General features: G+C 71.7%; 18 protein-coding genes and 1 pseudogene. 11 read left to right on the forward strand and 8 right to left on the reverse strand.

The window, feature by feature from the left end; translation table 11 throughout:
- Nucleotide 1 precedes the first annotated feature (1 nt).
- The gene (locus CFRA_RS06980; protein WP_075664039.1) at nt 2-1,018 is read left to right on the forward strand and encodes a GNAT family N-acetyltransferase; all 1,017 of its coding nucleotides are present in this window, start codon (nt 2-4) and stop codon (nt 1,016-1,018) included.
- On the opposite strand, the gene CFRA_RS06985 is transcribed toward CFRA_RS06980, so the two are convergent.
- Both CFRA_RS06985 and miaB read right to left on the reverse strand, forming a co-directional pair.
- Entirely contained in the window at nt 1,015-1,695 is a 681-nt protein-coding gene (locus tag CFRA_RS06985; protein ID WP_075664040.1) for an Rv2732c family membrane protein, read from the reverse strand. The genes CFRA_RS06980 and CFRA_RS06985 overlap by 4 nt on opposite strands.
- Nucleotides 1,696-1,705: 10 nt before the next feature.
- Entirely contained in the window at nt 1,706-3,163 is a 1,458-nt protein-coding gene (miaB, locus tag CFRA_RS06990) for a tRNA (N6-isopentenyl adenosine(37)-C2)-methylthiotransferase MiaB (RefSeq protein WP_075664041.1), read from the reverse strand.
- 137 nt (nt 3,164-3,300) lie between these two features.
- On the opposite strand from miaB, the gene CFRA_RS06995 reads away from it, so the two are divergent.
- The 5 genes and pseudogenes from CFRA_RS06995 (at nt 3,301) to CFRA_RS07015 (ending at nt 7,339) form a co-directional block, all read left to right on the forward strand.
- Nucleotides 3,301-4,029, forward strand: a complete 729-nt coding sequence (locus tag CFRA_RS06995; protein WP_156888069.1) for an amino acid ABC transporter ATP-binding protein — start codon at nt 3,301-3,303, stop codon at nt 4,027-4,029.
- A 14-nt stretch (nt 4,030-4,043) separates the two neighbouring features.
- Nucleotides 4,044-4,925 (forward strand): glutamate ABC transporter substrate-binding protein, encoded by an 882-nt coding sequence (locus tag CFRA_RS07000; RefSeq protein ID WP_075664043.1) that lies wholly within the window; start codon nt 4,044-4,046, stop codon nt 4,923-4,925.
- A gap of 8 nt (nt 4,926-4,933) precedes the next feature.
- The gene (locus CFRA_RS07005; protein ID WP_075664044.1) at nt 4,934-5,620 is read left to right on the forward strand and encodes an amino acid ABC transporter permease; all 687 of its coding nucleotides are present in this window, start codon (nt 4,934-4,936) and stop codon (nt 5,618-5,620) included.
- A pseudogene (locus CFRA_RS07010) lies at nt 5,602-6,425 on the forward strand (amino acid ABC transporter permease); the annotation flags it as partial. The gene CFRA_RS07005 and the pseudogene CFRA_RS07010, both read left to right, overlap by 19 nt.
- Before the next feature lie 59 nt (nt 6,426-6,484).
- A complete protein-coding gene (locus CFRA_RS07015) occupies nt 6,485-7,339 on the forward strand; it encodes a glutamate ABC transporter substrate-binding protein (RefSeq protein WP_075664046.1) in 855 nt (284 codons plus the stop codon).
- Here the strand turns inward: CFRA_RS07015 and CFRA_RS07020 are convergent.
- From CFRA_RS07020 to CFRA_RS07030, 3 genes are all read right to left on the reverse strand, one after another.
- Entirely contained in the window at nt 7,336-7,920 is a 585-nt protein-coding gene (locus tag CFRA_RS07020; RefSeq protein WP_075664047.1) for a regulatory protein RecX, read from the reverse strand. The genes CFRA_RS07015 and CFRA_RS07020 overlap by 4 nt on opposite strands.
- Before the next feature lie 3 nt (nt 7,921-7,923).
- Nucleotides 7,924-9,048 (reverse strand): recombinase RecA, encoded by a 1,125-nt coding sequence (recA, locus tag CFRA_RS07025; protein WP_075664048.1) that lies wholly within the window; start codon nt 9,046-9,048, stop codon nt 7,924-7,926.
- Between the two features lie 181 nt (nt 9,049-9,229).
- A complete protein-coding gene (locus CFRA_RS07030; protein WP_075664937.1) occupies nt 9,230-9,436 on the reverse strand; it encodes a DUF3046 domain-containing protein in 207 nt (68 codons plus the stop codon).
- 84 nt (nt 9,437-9,520) lie between these two features.
- Here CFRA_RS07030 and CFRA_RS07035 point away from each other — a divergent pair, with 84 nt between their 5' ends.
- From CFRA_RS07035 to CFRA_RS07045, 3 genes are read left to right on the forward strand one after another with little or no spacing between them, the layout of a single operon-like run.
- Complete coding sequence (locus CFRA_RS07035; RefSeq protein ID WP_075664049.1) at nt 9,521-10,120, forward strand: biotin transporter BioY; 600 nt, start codon at nt 9,521-9,523, stop codon at nt 10,118-10,120.
- Nucleotides 10,098-10,781, forward strand: a complete 684-nt coding sequence (locus CFRA_RS07040) for an energy-coupling factor ABC transporter ATP-binding protein (protein WP_075664050.1) — start codon at nt 10,098-10,100, stop codon at nt 10,779-10,781. The genes CFRA_RS07035 and CFRA_RS07040 overlap by 23 nt, the downstream gene beginning before the upstream one ends.
- A complete protein-coding gene (locus CFRA_RS07045; protein ID WP_342743142.1) occupies nt 10,781-11,413 on the forward strand; it encodes an energy-coupling factor transporter transmembrane component T family protein in 633 nt (210 codons plus the stop codon). Before CFRA_RS07040 ends, CFRA_RS07045 begins: the two co-directional genes overlap by 1 nt.
- Nucleotides 11,414-11,444: 31 nt before the next feature.
- Here CFRA_RS07045 and CFRA_RS07050 read toward each other — a convergent pair whose 3' ends face one another.
- Nucleotides 11,445-12,281: a PspA/IM30 family protein gene (locus tag CFRA_RS07050; RefSeq protein WP_075664051.1), complete on the reverse strand. Its 837-nt coding sequence runs from the start codon at nt 12,279-12,281 to the stop codon at nt 11,445-11,447.
- 128 nt (nt 12,282-12,409) lie between these two features.
- Between CFRA_RS07050 and CFRA_RS07055 the strand changes: the two genes are divergently transcribed.
- Nucleotides 12,410-12,754, forward strand: coding sequence for a helix-turn-helix domain-containing protein (locus tag CFRA_RS07055; RefSeq protein WP_075664052.1), 345 nt, complete (start codon nt 12,410-12,412; stop codon nt 12,752-12,754).
- Nucleotides 12,755-12,802: 48 nt separating this feature from the next.
- On the opposite strand, the gene CFRA_RS07060 is transcribed toward CFRA_RS07055, so the two are convergent.
- Both CFRA_RS07060 and pgsA read right to left on the reverse strand, forming a co-directional pair.
- Entirely contained in the window at nt 12,803-13,273 is a 471-nt protein-coding gene (locus CFRA_RS07060; protein WP_075664053.1) for a CinA family protein, read from the reverse strand.
- Nucleotides 13,270-13,890: a CDP-diacylglycerol--glycerol-3-phosphate 3-phosphatidyltransferase gene (gene pgsA / locus CFRA_RS07065; RefSeq protein WP_156887985.1), complete on the reverse strand. Its 621-nt coding sequence runs from the start codon at nt 13,888-13,890 to the stop codon at nt 13,270-13,272. Before pgsA ends, CFRA_RS07060 begins: the two co-directional genes overlap by 4 nt.
- On the opposite strand from pgsA, the gene CFRA_RS07070 reads away from it, so the two are divergent.
- On the forward strand, nt 13,889-14,179 hold the full coding sequence (locus CFRA_RS07070; protein ID WP_075664054.1) for a YciI family protein: 291 nt from the start codon (nt 13,889-13,891) through the stop codon (nt 14,177-14,179). The two genes, pgsA and CFRA_RS07070, sit on opposite strands and share 2 nt — an antisense overlap.
- The last annotated feature ends 16 nt before the right edge of the window (nt 14,180-14,195 follow it).

A 14,195-nucleotide genomic window follows, 5' to 3' on the forward strand; every position in this document is an offset into this window, starting at 1 on the left:
GTTGCGCGCCGTCCAGGTGCCGCCGGGCGCCGAGGACGCCGTGCGCACCTTCTGCTTCACCGCGAACCTGCTGGCCCAGGAGGCCACGGGCACCCCGGCGGCGGCCGTCGCCGTCGAGGACGTGCACACCCAGCTCGTCGGCGGCGACCCGCTCGCCCCACGCTCGGTGCTGCTCGCGCTCGTCGACCAGCCCGGCCCGGCCGCCGTCGGCGAGTTCGGGCTGCCGCTGATGGCCGACCCCGACGCCGAGGCCGCCGGCTTCGCGCACGTGATCCTGCCGGCCGAGGACGCCCGGCGCCTCGCCGCCGTGGAGATCGTGCCCGACGTCGGGCTGTGCCCGCCGGCGCCGACCCCGCTTGACGACGTCCCGCAGCTCGCCGAGGCGGTTCAGTGCCTGGTCGACGCCGCCGCGGGCGTGGCCCGCGCCGCCGGGCGCGACACCCTGCAGGCGTTCACCCGCGACCCGCGCTTCGGCGGGCTGTTCGAGGCCTGCGGCTTCGCGCACGCGCTGACCGAGGTGCAGGCCGTCGCCGACTTCGGCGGCGCCCCGGACCCCGGCGTGGTGGTGGTCGAGGACCTCGCCGTGCCCGAGGAACTGGTCGAGGGCGTCTGCGCGCTCTTCGCCGTCGACGACGCCGACAGCGCCCACGGGGCCCTGGCCGTCGCGCCGGAGCCGTGGGACCGCGCCCGCCTCGAGCGCACCCGGGCGCGCCTGGCGGCCGAGGGCACCCACGGGGTGATGACGGTGCTCGTCGAAAACGGCCGGCCGGTCGCACTGGCGGAGGCCTACCGCACCGCCGGGCAACGCGCCGACGTCGCCGAGCACGGCACCACGGTGGTGGCGCGCGGGCGTCGTCAATCGGGGCTGGGCACGCGCGTCACGCGCGCACTGCTCGCGCTCGGCGAGGGCGGGTTCTTCCTGACCTACTCCCCCGACGACCCGGCCGCCGCCGGGCTGGCGCGGCGGCTCGGGGCGCGCGAGCTGGCACGGCTGGGCTCCTTCGAGCTGCGCCTCTAGTCGGTCTTGTTCTCGGTGTTCTGCGCTCGGCGCTGCGCGCGGCGGCGCGAGCGGTCGCGGCGGTCGTCGACGAGCAGCGGGTTGTCCCCCGGGTTCCGGCTGGCCTCGCGCTGGGCGCGGGCGACCTCGTCGACGTCGTCGGTCTCGGCGCGGGCGCGGGCGAGCTCGCGCTGTTCGGGCGAGCGGCGCAGCACGGTCATCGCGTAGGCCACGAAGGCGACGATGACCACCGCGATCATCAGGTAGGTGCCCACGCCGAGGGTGACGTCGGCCTCGGAGCCGGGGCGCTGCAGGCGCAGCCAGACGGCGAGCAGCGAGTAGGCCACCGCGACGGTGGTGATCATCCAGGCGATCAGCGCCAGGGCGGTGCGCCGGGTGATGAGTGTCGCCGTGGTGAACACGCCGATGCCCAGCAGGCACAGCACCGCGAAGACGTACTCGGTCAGCTTGACCCCGGCGTCGGCCGCGGTGCCGCTGAAAGTGACCACCTGCCAGCCCTGCACGCCGGTGACCTGCGGCAGCAGCAGGGTGACGAAGTAGACCACCGTGGCGCCGAGCAGGACAAAGTAGGCGCCGCCCAGCTCCACGTGGCGGGCGGAGACCTTCTCGCGCTGGGCCAGCTCGCGGGCGGAGGGCTCGCGGGCGGAGGGCTCGTTCGGTGCGGTGTTCTCGGACATGTCCCTCACCCTAGCCGCCGATGCCGGGCAGGCCGAGGCCGACGGTGGCGGGCTTCTCACCGGCGGCGGCCATGTCGCCGGCGCGGGTGCGGCGGTGGGTGCGCACGCCGGAGTCGGCGAGCAGGAAGTAGGGCTTGGCCTCGGTGACCTCGACGGTGACCACGTCGCCGGGGCGGATCTCCCCCTCGGCCCCGGCGGGGTCGAAGTGCACCAGGCGGCCGTCGCGGGCGCGCCCGGACAGGCGGTGGGTCTCGTTGTCGCGGCGGCCGCCGGACTCCTGGACGATCAGCTCGACCTCGTGGCCGACGAGCTTCGCGTTCTCCTCGGCGGCGATGCGGTCCTGGAGGGAGACGAGGCGCTCGTAGCGCTCCTGGACGACCTCCTTGGGGATCTGGTCCGCCATCTCCGCGGCCGGGGTGCCCGGGCGCGGGGAGTACTGGAAGGTGAAGGCCGAGGAGAAGCGGGCGCGCTCGACGACGTCGAGGGTGGCCTGGAAGTCCTCCTCGGTCTCGCCGGGGAAGCCGACGATGATGTCGGTGGTGATCGCCGCGTGCGGGATGCGCTCGCGGACCTTGTCGAGGATGCCCAGGAACTTCCTGGTCCGGTAGCTGCGCCGCATCGCCTTGAGCACGCGGTCGGAGCCGGACTGCAGGGGCATGTGCAGGCTCGGGCAGACCGCCGGGGTCTCGGCCATGGCGTCGATGACGTCGTCGGTGAACTCGGCGGGGTGCGGCGAGGTGAAGCGCAGGCGCTCGAGGCCCTCGATCTCGCCGCAGGCGCGCAGCAGCTTGGAGAAGGCGCTGCGGTCGCGCTCGAGCGACTCGTCGACGAAGTGCACACCGTAGGCGTTGACGTTCTGGCCGAGCAGGGTGATCTCGGTGACGCCCTGGTCGACCAGGGCCTTGACCTCGGCGAGGATGTCGCCGGGGCGGCGGTCGGCCTCCTTGCCCCGCAGCGAGGGCACGATGCAGAAGGTGCACGTGTTGTTGCAGCCGACGGAGATGGACACCCACCCGGAGTAGTTGGACTCGCGGCGCGCCGGCAGCACGGAGGGGAACTCCTCGAGGGCGTCGACGATCTCGACCTCGGCGCGGTCGTTGTGCGCGGCGCGCTCGAGCAGGGTCGGCAGGGAGCCCATGTTGTGGGTGCCGAAGACGACGTCGACCCAGGGTGCGCGGTCGACGACGTGGTCGCGGTCCTTCTGGGCGAGGCAGCCGCCGACGGCGATCTGCATGCCGGGGTGGTTCTCCTTGACCGGCTTGAGCTGGCCGAGGGTGCCGTAGAGGCGGTTGTCGGCGTTCTCGCGCACCGCGCAGGTGTTGAAGACGACGAGGTCGGGCTCGGTGTCCTCGCCGGCGCGCCGGTAGCCGGCGGATTCGAGCAGGCCGGAGAGGCGCTCGGAGTCGTGCACGTTCATCTGGCAGCCGAAGGTGCGCACCTCGTAGGTGCGGAGCGTCTGGGATTCCACGGGTGCACATTCTAGGGGCGGGGCAGGTCGAGCCCAATTTCGCGCGGATCGATGAAAAGACCCGAATTTTCGCCCCCGTAATGGTTTTGCTGTAGTACGTTTAACCCATGACAGACATTGTGAGCCAGGACACCCCGATGGTGCGGATGTCCGGCGTGGCGAAGCGCTTCGGCGACTTCCGCGCGCTCAAGGACATCTCCGTCGACGTCCCCCGCGGCCAGGTCGTCGTCGTGCTCGGCCCCTCCGGCTCCGGCAAGTCGACGCTGTGCCGCACGATCAACCGCCTGGAGACCATCGACGGCGGCGCCATCGAGATCGACGGCCGCCCGCTGCCCGAGGAGGGCCGCGCGCTGACCCGCCTGCGCGCCGACATCGGCATGGTCTTCCAGCAGTTCAACCTCTTCCCCCACCTGAGCATCCTCGGCAACGTCACGCTCGGCCCCCGCAAGGTCCGCGGCCTGGACAAGGCCGCGGCCGAGGAGCGCGCGCTGCGGCTGCTGGACCGCGTCGGGATCGCCGACCAGGCCGGCAAGTTCCCCACCGAGCTCTCCGGCGGCCAGCAGCAGCGCGTCGCCATCGCCCGCGCGTTGGCGATGGAGCCGAAGCTGATGCTCTTCGACGAGCCCACCTCGGCGCTCGACCCGGAGATGGTGGGCGAGGTCCTCGACGTCATGCGGGACCTCGCCGGCACGGGCATGACCATGGTCTGCGTCACCCACGAGATGGGCTTCGCCCGCCGGGCCGCCGACCGCGTGCTCTTCATGGCCGACGGCGAGATCGCCGAGGACGCCCACCCCGACGAGTTCTTCGAGCGCCCCCGCTCGAGCCGCGCCCGCGACTTCCTCGGCAAGATCCTGGCGCACTGAGAAAAGGAGACCCCATGCACCCCCGTAATTTCCGACGCCCCCGCCACCTCGCCGTCGTCGCCGCCCTCGCCCTGGGTGCGACCTCCCTCGCCGCCTGCGGCGGCGGGGGCGGCGCCGGCCTGCTCGCCGCCATCGAGGTCGGGACGGTCAAGGTCGGCACGAAGTACGACCAGCCGGGCCTCGGCATGCGCGCCCCGGACGGCTCGATGAGCGGCCTCGACGTCGACGTCGCCGAGTACGTCGTCGAGCACATCGCCGAGGCCAAGGGCTGGGACGCCCCGCAGATCGAGTGGACCGAGACCCCGTCCGCGCAGCGCGAGACGCTGATCCAGAACGGGCAGGTCGACATGATCGCGGCGACCTACTCCATCAACAAGGGCCGCTCGGAGTCCGTGAACTTCGGCGGGCCCTACCTGCTGACCCACCAGGCGCTGCTGGTCACGGAGGCCGACCGGGAGATCCAGTCGCTCGAGGACCTCGACGGCAAGATCCTGTGCTCGGTGACCGGCTCCACCCCGGCGCAGACCGTCAAGGACGAGCTGCCCGGCGTCCAGCTGCAGGAGTACGACACCTACTCCGGCTGCGTCGAGGCGCTCGGCAACGGCAGCGTCGACGCGATGACCACGGACGCGACGATCCTCGGCGGCTACTCGGCGCAGCGCCCCGGCGAGTTCCGCCTGGTGGAGCTGACCGGCTCGGACGGTGAGCCGTTCACCGACGAGTACTACGGCGTCGGGCTGAAGAAGGACGACCAGGAGGCCACCGACGCAATCAATGCCGCACTCGAGGAGCTGATCTCCTCCGGCGAGTGGACCCGCCTGGTCGAGGAGAACCTGGGCGGCACCGAGGGCGTGGTCGAGGGCTCGGTCGGCGACCTGTCCTTCCTGGACGGGTAGGCCCACCGATGGACGCCCTGCTCGAGTCGATGGGCAGCCAGCTGCTGCCGGCCTTCTGGACGACCGTCAAGCTGACGGTCTACTCCGGTGCCGGGGCGCTGCTGCTCGGGGTGGTGCTGACCGCCATGCGCGTCAGCCCGATCGCCGTCCTGCGCGGCGCGGCCACCTCCTACGTGACCGTCGTGCGCAACACGCCGCTGACCCTGGTGGTGCTCTTCTGCTCCTTCGGGCTGCACCAGAACCTGGGCCTGCAGGTCGCCGACCGGGAGTCGGCCACCTTCCTGGCGGACACGAACTTCCGGCTGGCGGTGCTCGGCTTCATCGCCTACACCGCCTGCTTCGTCGCCGAGTCGCTGCGCTCGGGTGTCAACACCGTGCACGTCGGGCAGGCCGAGGCCGCCCGGGCGCTCGGACTGAGCTTCGGACAGGTCTTCGGGCAGGTCGTCTTCCCGCAGGCCTGGCGGGCCGCGGTGGTGCCGCTGGGCAACACCCTGATCGCGCTGACCAAGAACACGACGATCGCCTCGGTGATCGGCGTGGCCGAGGCCTCGCTGCTGATGAAGTCGCAGATCGAGAACCACGCGAACCTGAGTTTCCTCATCTTCGGCGTCTTCGCCCTGGGCTTCCTCGTGCTCACCCTGCCGATGGGCCTCGGGCTGGGCCGGCTGGCCGAGCGATGGGCGGTGAAGCGATGAGCGCGACCGTCCTCTACGACGCCCCGGGCCCCGGGGCCGGCGTATCAACCTGGCGCTGACCGTCATCGCCGCCGCGGTGCTGGCGGGGCTGACGGCGTGGGTGCTCGTCATCCTCGCCGGCCGCGGCCAGCTCGCGGCCGAGAGGTGGACGCCGTTCCTGGCGGCGGACACCTGGCGGACCTACCTGCTGCCCGGCCTGTGGGGCATGCTGCGCTCTGCGTTCGCCTCGATCCTGCTCGCGCTCGTCTTCGGCACCGTCTTCGGGCTGGGCCGGCTCTCCCGGCACCGGTGGGTGAGCCTGCCGTGCGCGGTGGTCGTCGAGTTCTTCCGCGCGATCCCCGTGCTGCTGCTGATCATCTTCTGCTACGCGGTGTTCTCCTTCTACCGCCTGGTGCCGGCTGACCAGCTCGCCTTCGCCGCGGTCGTCGTCGCGCTGACGCTCTACAACGGCTCCGTCATCGCGGAGGTGCTGCGCTCGGGCATCCGCTCGCTGCCGCGCGGACAGCACGAGGCGGCCCGGGCGCTGGGACTGAACGAGAACCAGGCGACCTTCAGCGTGCTGCTGCCCCAGGCCGTGGCCGCGATGCTGCCCGCGATCATCTCCCAGATGGTCATCGCGCTGAAGGACTCGGCGCTGGGCTACCAGGTCACCTACATCGAGATCGTGCGCCAGGGCATCCAGTCGGCGTCCTTCAACAGCAACTACTTCGCGGCGCTGGTGGTGGTCGCCGTGGTGATGATCCTGATCAACTGGGCGCTGACCGGGGTCGCCGAGTTCGTCGAACGGAAGGTCCGGGCCGGGCGCCGCGGTTGAGGGCGGCTACATTGGAGTGGAACCGACTCCCGGCCCGGAAGGTGGATGCGATGACGGCGAAGGCGCCCGCGGCGCCCGCGGCGCTCGTGGCCTGCGTAGCGGCCCTGACCGCGCTGACCGCCTGCGCCGAGGAACCGGAGGACGGCCTGCTGGCCGACATGCGCGCGGGCACCGTGGCCGTCGGCGTCAAGTACGACCAGCCGGGGCTGGGCCTGCGCGAGCCCGACGGCACGATGCGCGGCCTCGACGTCGAGATCGCCGACCGCGTGCTCAGTCGCGTCGCCGAGGACCGGGGCTGGGAGCCCCCGCGGATCACCTGGACCGAGACGCCGACGGGCCGGCGCGAGACCTCGCTGCGGCAGGGCCGGGTCAACATGGTCGTGGCCAGCTACACCATCAACGAGGAGCGCGCCCGCTCGGTGCAGTTCGCCGGGCCGTACCTGCTGACCCACCAGGCCCTGCTGGTGGAGGTCGACGGCGACGTCGACGGGCCGGCGGACCTCGAGGGCCGCACGCTGTGCTCGGTGACGGGCTCGACGCCGGCGCAGACCGTCCAGCAGGAGATCCCCGGGGTGCGGCTGCGGGAGCTGCCCACCTACTCCGACTGCGTCAGCGCCCTGCGCTCGGGCGAGGTCGACGCGGTGACCACGGACGCGGCGGTGCTCGCCGGCTACGCGGACCAGCAGCCCTCGCGGCTGCGGATGACGGAGCTGCACCGGAGGAACTCGACGGAGCCGCTGAGCGTGGAGCACTACGGCATCGGGCTGGCACCCGGCGACGAGGCCGGGGCGGAGGCCGTCGACGACGCGCTGCGCGAGATGCAGGAGAACGGCGAGATCGCGGAGCTGATCGAGAAGAACCTGGGCGACGCGGCCGGGGTCTCCCCCGCCGGTCCCGAGGACTAGTCGAGCTCCCCGAGGCGCTCGTCGAGGGCCTGGCGGGCCAGCGCGAGGGACATGCCCTCGGGGAAGCCGCGGCGGGCGAGCACGCCGACGATGCGGCGCAGCGCCTTGTCGCGCTCGCGGCGGTCGGCCGGCACCTCGCGCACGGAGCGGGCCTTCTTGCGGGCGAGGGTGAGCGCGCGCTCCCGCTCGTCCTCGGGGTCGATCTGGTCGAGGGCGGCCGCCCGCTCGCCGGCGCCGACCCCCTTGCGCTCGAGCTCGTGGTCGAGCATGCGCCGCGACTTGCCGCGGCGGGAGGCGCGCTGGCGCACCCACTCGCGCGCGAAGGCGGCGTCATCGATCAGGCCCGCGCCGGCGAGGTCGTCGAGCACGGCGTCGATGACGTCGGAGTCGAAGTCCTTGTCCTTGAGCCGCCCGCGCAGCTCGGCGCGGGAGCGGGCTCGCTGGTCTAGCAGGCCGAGGGCCCGCTCGCGGACCGCGGCCTTGGCCTCCTCCTCGGTCTCGTCGAGGATCGGGTTCGCGCCCGCGGCGGCCGCCTCGAGGGCGGCCACGGCGCGGGCGAGGCGTTCGGGGTCCGGTGCCACGGGTTATTCGTCGTCGAAGTCGACGTTGGGCACGACGTCGACCGGCTCGTCGGAGAGCGCGTCGGAGTCCCCGCCCTCGGCGTTCTCCGCCTCCTTCTCCTGTGCGTACTTGCCCACGCCGAGCTTGACGAAGATTTTGTGCTCGATCTCGTCGGCGAGCTCCTTGTTCTCCTTGAGCGAGAGGCGCACCTTCTCCTTGCCCTGGCCGAGCTGGTCGCCCTCGTAGGTGAACCAGGAGCCGGACTTCTTGACGATGCCCTGCTCGACGCCGAGGTCGATGATCGAGGACTCGCGCGAGATGCCCTCGCCGTAGATGATGTCGAACTCGGCGATCTTGAACGGCGGGGAGACCTTGTTCTTGACCACCTTGAGGCGGGTGCGGTTGCCGATGGCGTCCTGGCCGTCCTTGAGGGTCTGGATGCGGCGGACGTCGCAGCGCACGGAGGCGTAGAACTTCAGCGCCTTGCCGCCGGTGGTGGTCTCCGGCGAGCCGAACATGACGCCGATCTTCTCGCGCAGCTGGTTGATGAAGATGGCGGTGGTGCCGGAGTTGTAGAGGGCGCCGGCCATCTTGCGCAGCGCCTGGCTCATCAGGCGGGCCTGCAGGCCGACGTGGCTGTCGCCCATCTCGCCCTCGATCTCGGCCTTCGGGGTCAGGGCCGCCACCGAGTCGATGACGATGATGTCGATGGCCCCGGAGCGCACGAGCATGTCGGCGATCTCGAGGGCCTGCTCACCGGTGTCCGGCTGGGAGACGAGCAGGGCGTCGGTGTCCACGCCGAGGGCGCGGGCGTACTCGGGGTCGAGCGCGTGCTCGGCGTCGATGAAGGCGGCGATGCCGCCCTCCTTCTGCGCCGAGGCGATCGCGTGCAGCGCGACGGTGGTCTTACCCGAGGACTCCGGGCCGTAGACCTCGACGACGCGGCCGCGCGGGAAACCGCCGACGCCGAGCGCGACGTCGATGGCCGTGTTGCCCGAGGAGATCGCGCTGATCGGCGGGCGGCTCTCGTCGCCCAGGCGCATCACCGCGCCCTTGCCGTAGCCCTTCTCGATCTGCGCCAGGGCCGCGTCGAGCGCCTTCTGCCGGTCGTCGGCAGCGGCGGCCTTCTTCTTGGTCGTCTTCGCCATTCTTGGGGTGCCTCTTCTTCTCGTCAATCGGGTGTCCGGGGCGGCCGCGGCCACCCCTCACCTCTCTTAGACCCTCCGACAGGTCCGTACGGCTCCACACACTAACCGCGTGGCGGGACCGTCCCGGGCGTCGCGTTCGAACGTACACGCACGCCTGTTCGAATTCAACGCGACACGCCGCTCAGTCGTCGCGGCCGAGCCGACGCTCCTCGGGCACCTCGAAGTCGGTGCACAGGGCCAGCCAGATCTCGCGCGGGTCCACCCCGCTCTCGAGCAACTGTTCAGCGGTCGCGCCGTGGTCGGCGAGCACGTGGGAGTGGAGGATGAAGTCGCCGCTCTCGGTGCCGAACTCGTCGGCGACGAGGCGGTGGAAGGCGGTCAGTCGCATGGGCACGATCATACGGCGCGACACGCACGCGCGTCCGCGGCCCCCGGGATTCCACTTAAACGGCGTTCATTGTACGCTGTTCACATGTCTCAGAGAAACAAACTTCTCGACGTCGCGTACTGCGCCGTCTTCGCGGCCCTGATCATCGTATTCGCCTTCGTCTCCATCCCGGTCGGCGCCCTCGGCGTGCCGATCGTGCTCCAGAACGCCGTCATCATCCTCGCCGGCCTCGTGCTCGGCGCGCGCCGCGGCTTCCTCTCCGTCGCCCTCTTCCTCGTCATCGGCCTGGTCCTGCCCGTGCTCGCGGGCGGCCGCACCGTCATCAGCGCCCTGGGCGGCCCGACCGTCGGCTACATCGTCGGCTACCTCATCTCCGCCTTCGTCGCCGGCCTGATCGCCTACCGCGCCCGCCCGGGCCGCCGGGGCGAGCAGATCGGCTGGTTCATCCTCGCCGCGGCCCTCGCGCTGCTCACCCAGTACGCCTGCGGCATCGTGGGCCTGATGATCAGCTCGCGCATCGGCCTGGCCGCCGCGGCCGGCGGCCAGATCCCCTTCCTGCTGCCGGACACCCTCAAGTGCGTCGTGATGGTCATCGTCGCCCTCGGCGTCCACGCCGCCTTCCCCGACCTGCTGCGTCGCCCCAACCGCGCCCGGGACACCGATGCCCGCGATCGAGTTCACTGACGTCTCGGTCGAGTTCGAGGAACGCCTCGTCCTCGACCACGTCTCCCTCAGTCTCACCGAGCACCGGATCGGGGTCATCGGAGCCAACGGCTCCGGCAAGTCGACGCTCGCCCGCCTGATCAACGGCCTGGGCGAGCCGACCTCCGGCACCGTGCGCGTCGACGGCCTCGACCCGGTCGAGGACGGCCGCGAGGTGCGCCGCAAGGTCGGGTTCATCTTCTCCGACGCGGACAACCAGATCGTCATGCCCAGCGTGATTGACGACGTCGCGTTCTCCCTGCGGCGGATGCGGCTGCCCCGCGCCGAGCGGCGCGAGCGGGCACGCGCGGCGTTGGAGCGCTTCGGCCTGGCCGGCCACGCCGACCAGTCCCCGCACCTGCTCTCGGGCGGGCAGAAGCAGCTGCTGGCGCTGACCGCCGTGCTCGTCACCGAGCCGGAGACCGTCATCGCCGACGAGCCGACGACGCTGCTGGACCTGCGCAACCGCCGCATGATCCACGACGTCTTCGCCGGGCTCGACCAGCAGCTGATCGTGGTCACCCACGACCTCGACCTGGTCGCCGACGCCGACCGGGTGATCTACCTGGGCGACGGCGGGATCGTCGCCGACGGGGACCCACGCGAGACCATCGCGCGCTACGTCGCGGACATGGAGCGCTGATGGCACGCATGCGGATGATGCCCCGCGCGGTGCCGCTGGGTGTGCACGTGCCGGGCGACACGGTCATCCACCGCGCCGGCGCGGGCCTGAAGCTGGTCGTGGTGACCCTCTTCATCCTGCTGGCCACCATCTTCGGGCGCAGCCCGGTCGGGGTGGCCATCTGCGCCGTCCTCGTGGCGGCCGGCTACCTCGTCGCCCGCATCCCGTGGGCGGCAGCGTGGGCGCAGATCGCGGCCCCGCTGCCCCTGCTGCTGGTGCTCGGCGCCTTCCAGTGGTGGCAGAACGACCTGGTCACCGGGGCGGTGACCGTGGGGCTGCTGGCCTGCTCGATCATGGGCGCGGGACTGCTCCCGCTGACCACGACCATCGAGGAGCTCCTCGACGCCGTGGAGGGCGGGCTGCGCCCGCTGAAGCGCTACGGCGTGCCGGCCGAGAACATCGCGCTGGCGCTCTCGCTGACGCTGCGGCTGATCCCCCTGCAGCTGGCCACCGTCGGCGACGTCCTCGACGCCCGCCGGGCCCGCGGCGCCGGCTTCTCGCTGACCGCCGTGGCCACCCCCGTCATCGTGCGCTCGCTGCGGCGCGCCCGCGCACTCGCCGAGGCGCTCGCCGCCCGCGGCGCGGGTGACTGAGCGGCCCCTGCGGTGAACTACCTGCGGTGGACTACTCGCCGCGCAGCTCGCGCATGCGGCGGGCGACGGCGTCCTCGCTGACGTTCGAGGTGTCCGGGGCGCCGCCCTCGATCGCCTCGCGCTGCTGGCCCGAGGTGACCTCGTTCCCGCCGTTCATCTCCGCGCGGATCTGCTCGAGCCGCGAGTGGCCGGCCATCTGGACACCGGCCTGCTGGACCTCGGCCATGCGGGCCTCGACGGAGTTCTCCGCGAGCTCGGCCTGGCCCAGGGCGTTGGCGTAGCGGCGCTCGATCTTCTCGCGGACCTGGTCCAGGTTCGGCGAGGAGCCCTGCTGGGTCAGCGAGTTCATCGACTGGACGGACTCGGCGACCTTCTCCTGCATCTTGGCCTGCTCGAGCTGGCTGAGCAGCTTGGAGCGCTCGGCGACCTTCTGCTGGAGCTGGGCGGCGTTGCGCTCGACGGCGGCCTTGGCCTGCTCGGCCTGGCGGATCGCCTGGTCGTGCAGCTGCTTGGTGTCCTCGACCGACTGCTCGGCGGTGACCAGCTGGGCGGCGAAGGCCTCGGCGGCGTTCTCGTACTCGACGGCCTTGCGCTCGTCGCCGTCCGCACGCGCCTTGTCGGCGAGCTTGAGGGCCTGCTTGGTGTTGGCCTGCAGCTTCTCGATCTCCCCGAGGCGGCGGTTGAGCTGCATCTCGAGCTGGCGCTGATTGCCGATCACGGCGGCGGCCTGCTGCGAGAGCTCCTGGTGCTGACGCTGCGCCTCCTCCATGGCCTGCTGGATCTGCACCTTCGGGTCGGCGTTCTCCTCGATCTTGTTGTCGAACAGCGCCATGAGGTAGTTCCAGAACTTCTTGAACGGGTTCGCCATGAGAGTGGTCGGCCTCCTGCTTCGGTCGGCGGTCTGAATTGCCCCCATGATAAACCACCGCCGGGACAAAACACCGCCGGGAACACAAGCCGGGAACAAAACCGGCGTCCGGACCGTTGTGGATAGTGATGCTCACCGATACCGCCGTAATGACCGCCCAGGCGCCCGCGCACACCCGCCGGCGCCGCCCCGAGCCGCTCCTGCGTGCCGCTCTCGGCGAGGCGCTGCGCGGATTCCGCCGCGACCGCAACGTCACCCTGCGCGAGCTCGCCGAGACCGCCCGGGTCTCCCCCGGCTACCTCTCCGAGATCGAGCGCGGCCGCAAGGAGGCCTCCTCCGAACTGCTCGCCGCCGTCTGCCACGGACTCGGCGTCTCGCTGGCGGACGTCCTCATCGAGGCCGCCGGCTCCATGGCCATCGGGGAGGCCATCGACGAGGCCGTCGAGGAACTCACCGAGCTGCCGGCCGAGTAAGGCCGGCCGAGTAAGGCTTGCCGAGTAAGCAGAGCAAGAAGTAGGAAACTAGAGCGCGAGCGCCTCGGCCAGGAAGCCGAGCGCCGCGTCCACGGCCGCCGCCCGGATCTGCGCGCGCGAGCCGTCCAGGTCCACCCGCCGGGTGCGCGTGGCCTCCCCAGCGTGCGCCAGGCCCAGATGGACCTCGCCGACCGGGTGACCGTCCTGGGGCTCGGGGCCCGCCACCCCCGTCAACGACACCGCCCAGTCGCAGCCGAGGCGCTCGCGTGCGCCCTCGGCCATGCCCGCCGCCGTCTCGGCGGCGACGGGACCGTGCTGGGTGAGCACCGCGGCGTCGACAAGCGCCAGGCTGCCCTTCAGGTCGGTGGCGTAGGTGACCAGCCCGCCGCGCAGCACGGCGGAGGCGCCGGGGACGTCGGCGACCGTCGCGCAGGCCAGGCCGGCCGTCAGCGACTCGCAGAAGCCGAGGGTCTCCCCGCGCTCCCCCAGCGCGCGCAGGATCCCTTCAGCGCGGCTCACCGCGCGCCGGCCTTGTTCTCGCGGTGCGAGTCGACCAGGTACTGGATGCCGGTGACTGCGGTGACCAGGACGGCCGCCCACATCACCGCGCGCGAGGGCCAGGCCATCCAGTCGGGCAGCGGGCACAGGTAGAGGCCCACGGCCAGCGACTGCAGGGCGGTCTTGATCTTGCCACCCTTGGAGGCGGGCACCACGCGGCCGCGGCGCAGCTGCACCATCCGCCAGACGGTGATGCCCAGCTCGCGCACGACGATGATGCCGGTGGCCCACCAGCTCAGCCCGGCGGTCAGGTTCAGGCAGACCAGCGCGGTGATCATCAGCGCCTTGTCGGCGATCGGGTCGGCGATCTTGCCGAAGTCGGTGATCAGGCCGCGGGCGCGCGCGATGTCGCCGTCGAGCTTGTCGGTGATCATCAGCGCGACGAAGAGGACGAAGGCCGCCCACATCCAGCCGAGCTCCTCGCCACCGGAGCGCAGCACGAGCCACGCGAAGACCGGCACGAACAGGATGCGCAGGCTGGTCAGCACATTGGGCAGGTTGAAATTGCTCGGCCCTGCGGCGGGCGATGGGGACGTGGACACGCCCACCACCCTACCCGGGTCTAGGATTTCCCCCATGAACACCTTCGCAGTCCTCTACGAGTACGACCCCGAGAACCCCGCCGTCGCCGAGACCCGGCCCGAGCACCGGAAGTTCCTGCGCTCCCTGCTCGACTCCGGCCGCCTGATCGGCTCCGGCCCGTTCACCGACGCCGAGGGCGGCGCGCTGATCGTGATCTCCCTCGACGACGGCGCCGGCGTCGCCGACGCGGAGAAGGTGATGGACGCCGACCCGTTCACCCTCGCCGGGCTGATCACCAAGCGCACCGTGCGCCCCTGGAACCCGGTGCTCAACATCTGGGGCTAGGCGCCCCGGCCCCCGC

This window comes from Corynebacterium frankenforstense DSM 45800, from assembly GCF_001941485.1.
Classification (GTDB): domain Bacteria; phylum Actinomycetota; class Actinomycetes; order Mycobacteriales; family Mycobacteriaceae; genus Corynebacterium; species Corynebacterium frankenforstense.

Excerpts from the sequence above, each read along its gene's own strand:
- CFRA_RS07005 (WP_075664044.1), top strand. The coding sequence starts at position 4,934 with ATGGACGCCCTGCTCGAGTCGATGGGCAGCCAGCTGCTGCCGGCCTTC.
- CFRA_RS07035 (WP_075664049.1), top strand. The coding sequence starts at position 9,521 with ATGTCTCAGAGAAACAAACTTCTCGACGTCGCGTACTGCGCCGTCTTC.
- CFRA_RS07055 (WP_075664052.1), top strand. The coding sequence starts at position 12,410 with ATGCTCACCGATACCGCCGTAATGACCGCCCAGGCGCCCGCGCACACC.
- CFRA_RS07070 (WP_075664054.1), top strand. The coding sequence starts at position 13,889 with ATGAACACCTTCGCAGTCCTCTACGAGTACGACCCCGAGAACCCCGCC.
- CFRA_RS07015 (WP_075664046.1), top strand. The coding sequence starts at position 6,485 with ATGACGGCGAAGGCGCCCGCGGCGCCCGCGGCGCTCGTGGCCTGCGTA.
- CFRA_RS06995 (WP_156888069.1), top strand. The coding sequence starts at position 3,301 with ATGGTGCGGATGTCCGGCGTGGCGAAGCGCTTCGGCGACTTCCGCGCG.
- CFRA_RS06985 (WP_075664040.1), bottom strand. The coding sequence starts at position 1,695 with ATGTCCGAGAACACCGCACCGAACGAGCCCTCCGCCCGCGAGCCCTCC.
- CFRA_RS07045 (WP_342743142.1), top strand. The coding sequence starts at position 10,781 with ATGGCACGCATGCGGATGATGCCCCGCGCGGTGCCGCTGGGTGTGCAC.
- pgsA (WP_156887985.1), bottom strand. The coding sequence starts at position 13,890 with ATGGGGGAAATCCTAGACCCGGGTAGGGTGGTGGGCGTGTCCACGTCC.
- recA (WP_075664048.1), bottom strand. The coding sequence starts at position 9,048 with ATGGCGAAGACGACCAAGAAGAAGGCCGCCGCTGCCGACGACCGGCAG.
- CFRA_RS07030 (WP_075664937.1), bottom strand. The coding sequence starts at position 9,436 with ATGCGACTGACCGCCTTCCACCGCCTCGTCGCCGACGAGTTCGGCACC.
- CFRA_RS07050 (WP_075664051.1), bottom strand. The coding sequence starts at position 12,281 with ATGGCGAACCCGTTCAAGAAGTTCTGGAACTACCTCATGGCGCTGTTC.
- CFRA_RS07040 (WP_075664050.1), top strand. The coding sequence starts at position 10,098 with ATGCCCGCGATCGAGTTCACTGACGTCTCGGTCGAGTTCGAGGAACGC.
- CFRA_RS07000 (WP_075664043.1), top strand. The coding sequence starts at position 4,044 with ATGCACCCCCGTAATTTCCGACGCCCCCGCCACCTCGCCGTCGTCGCC.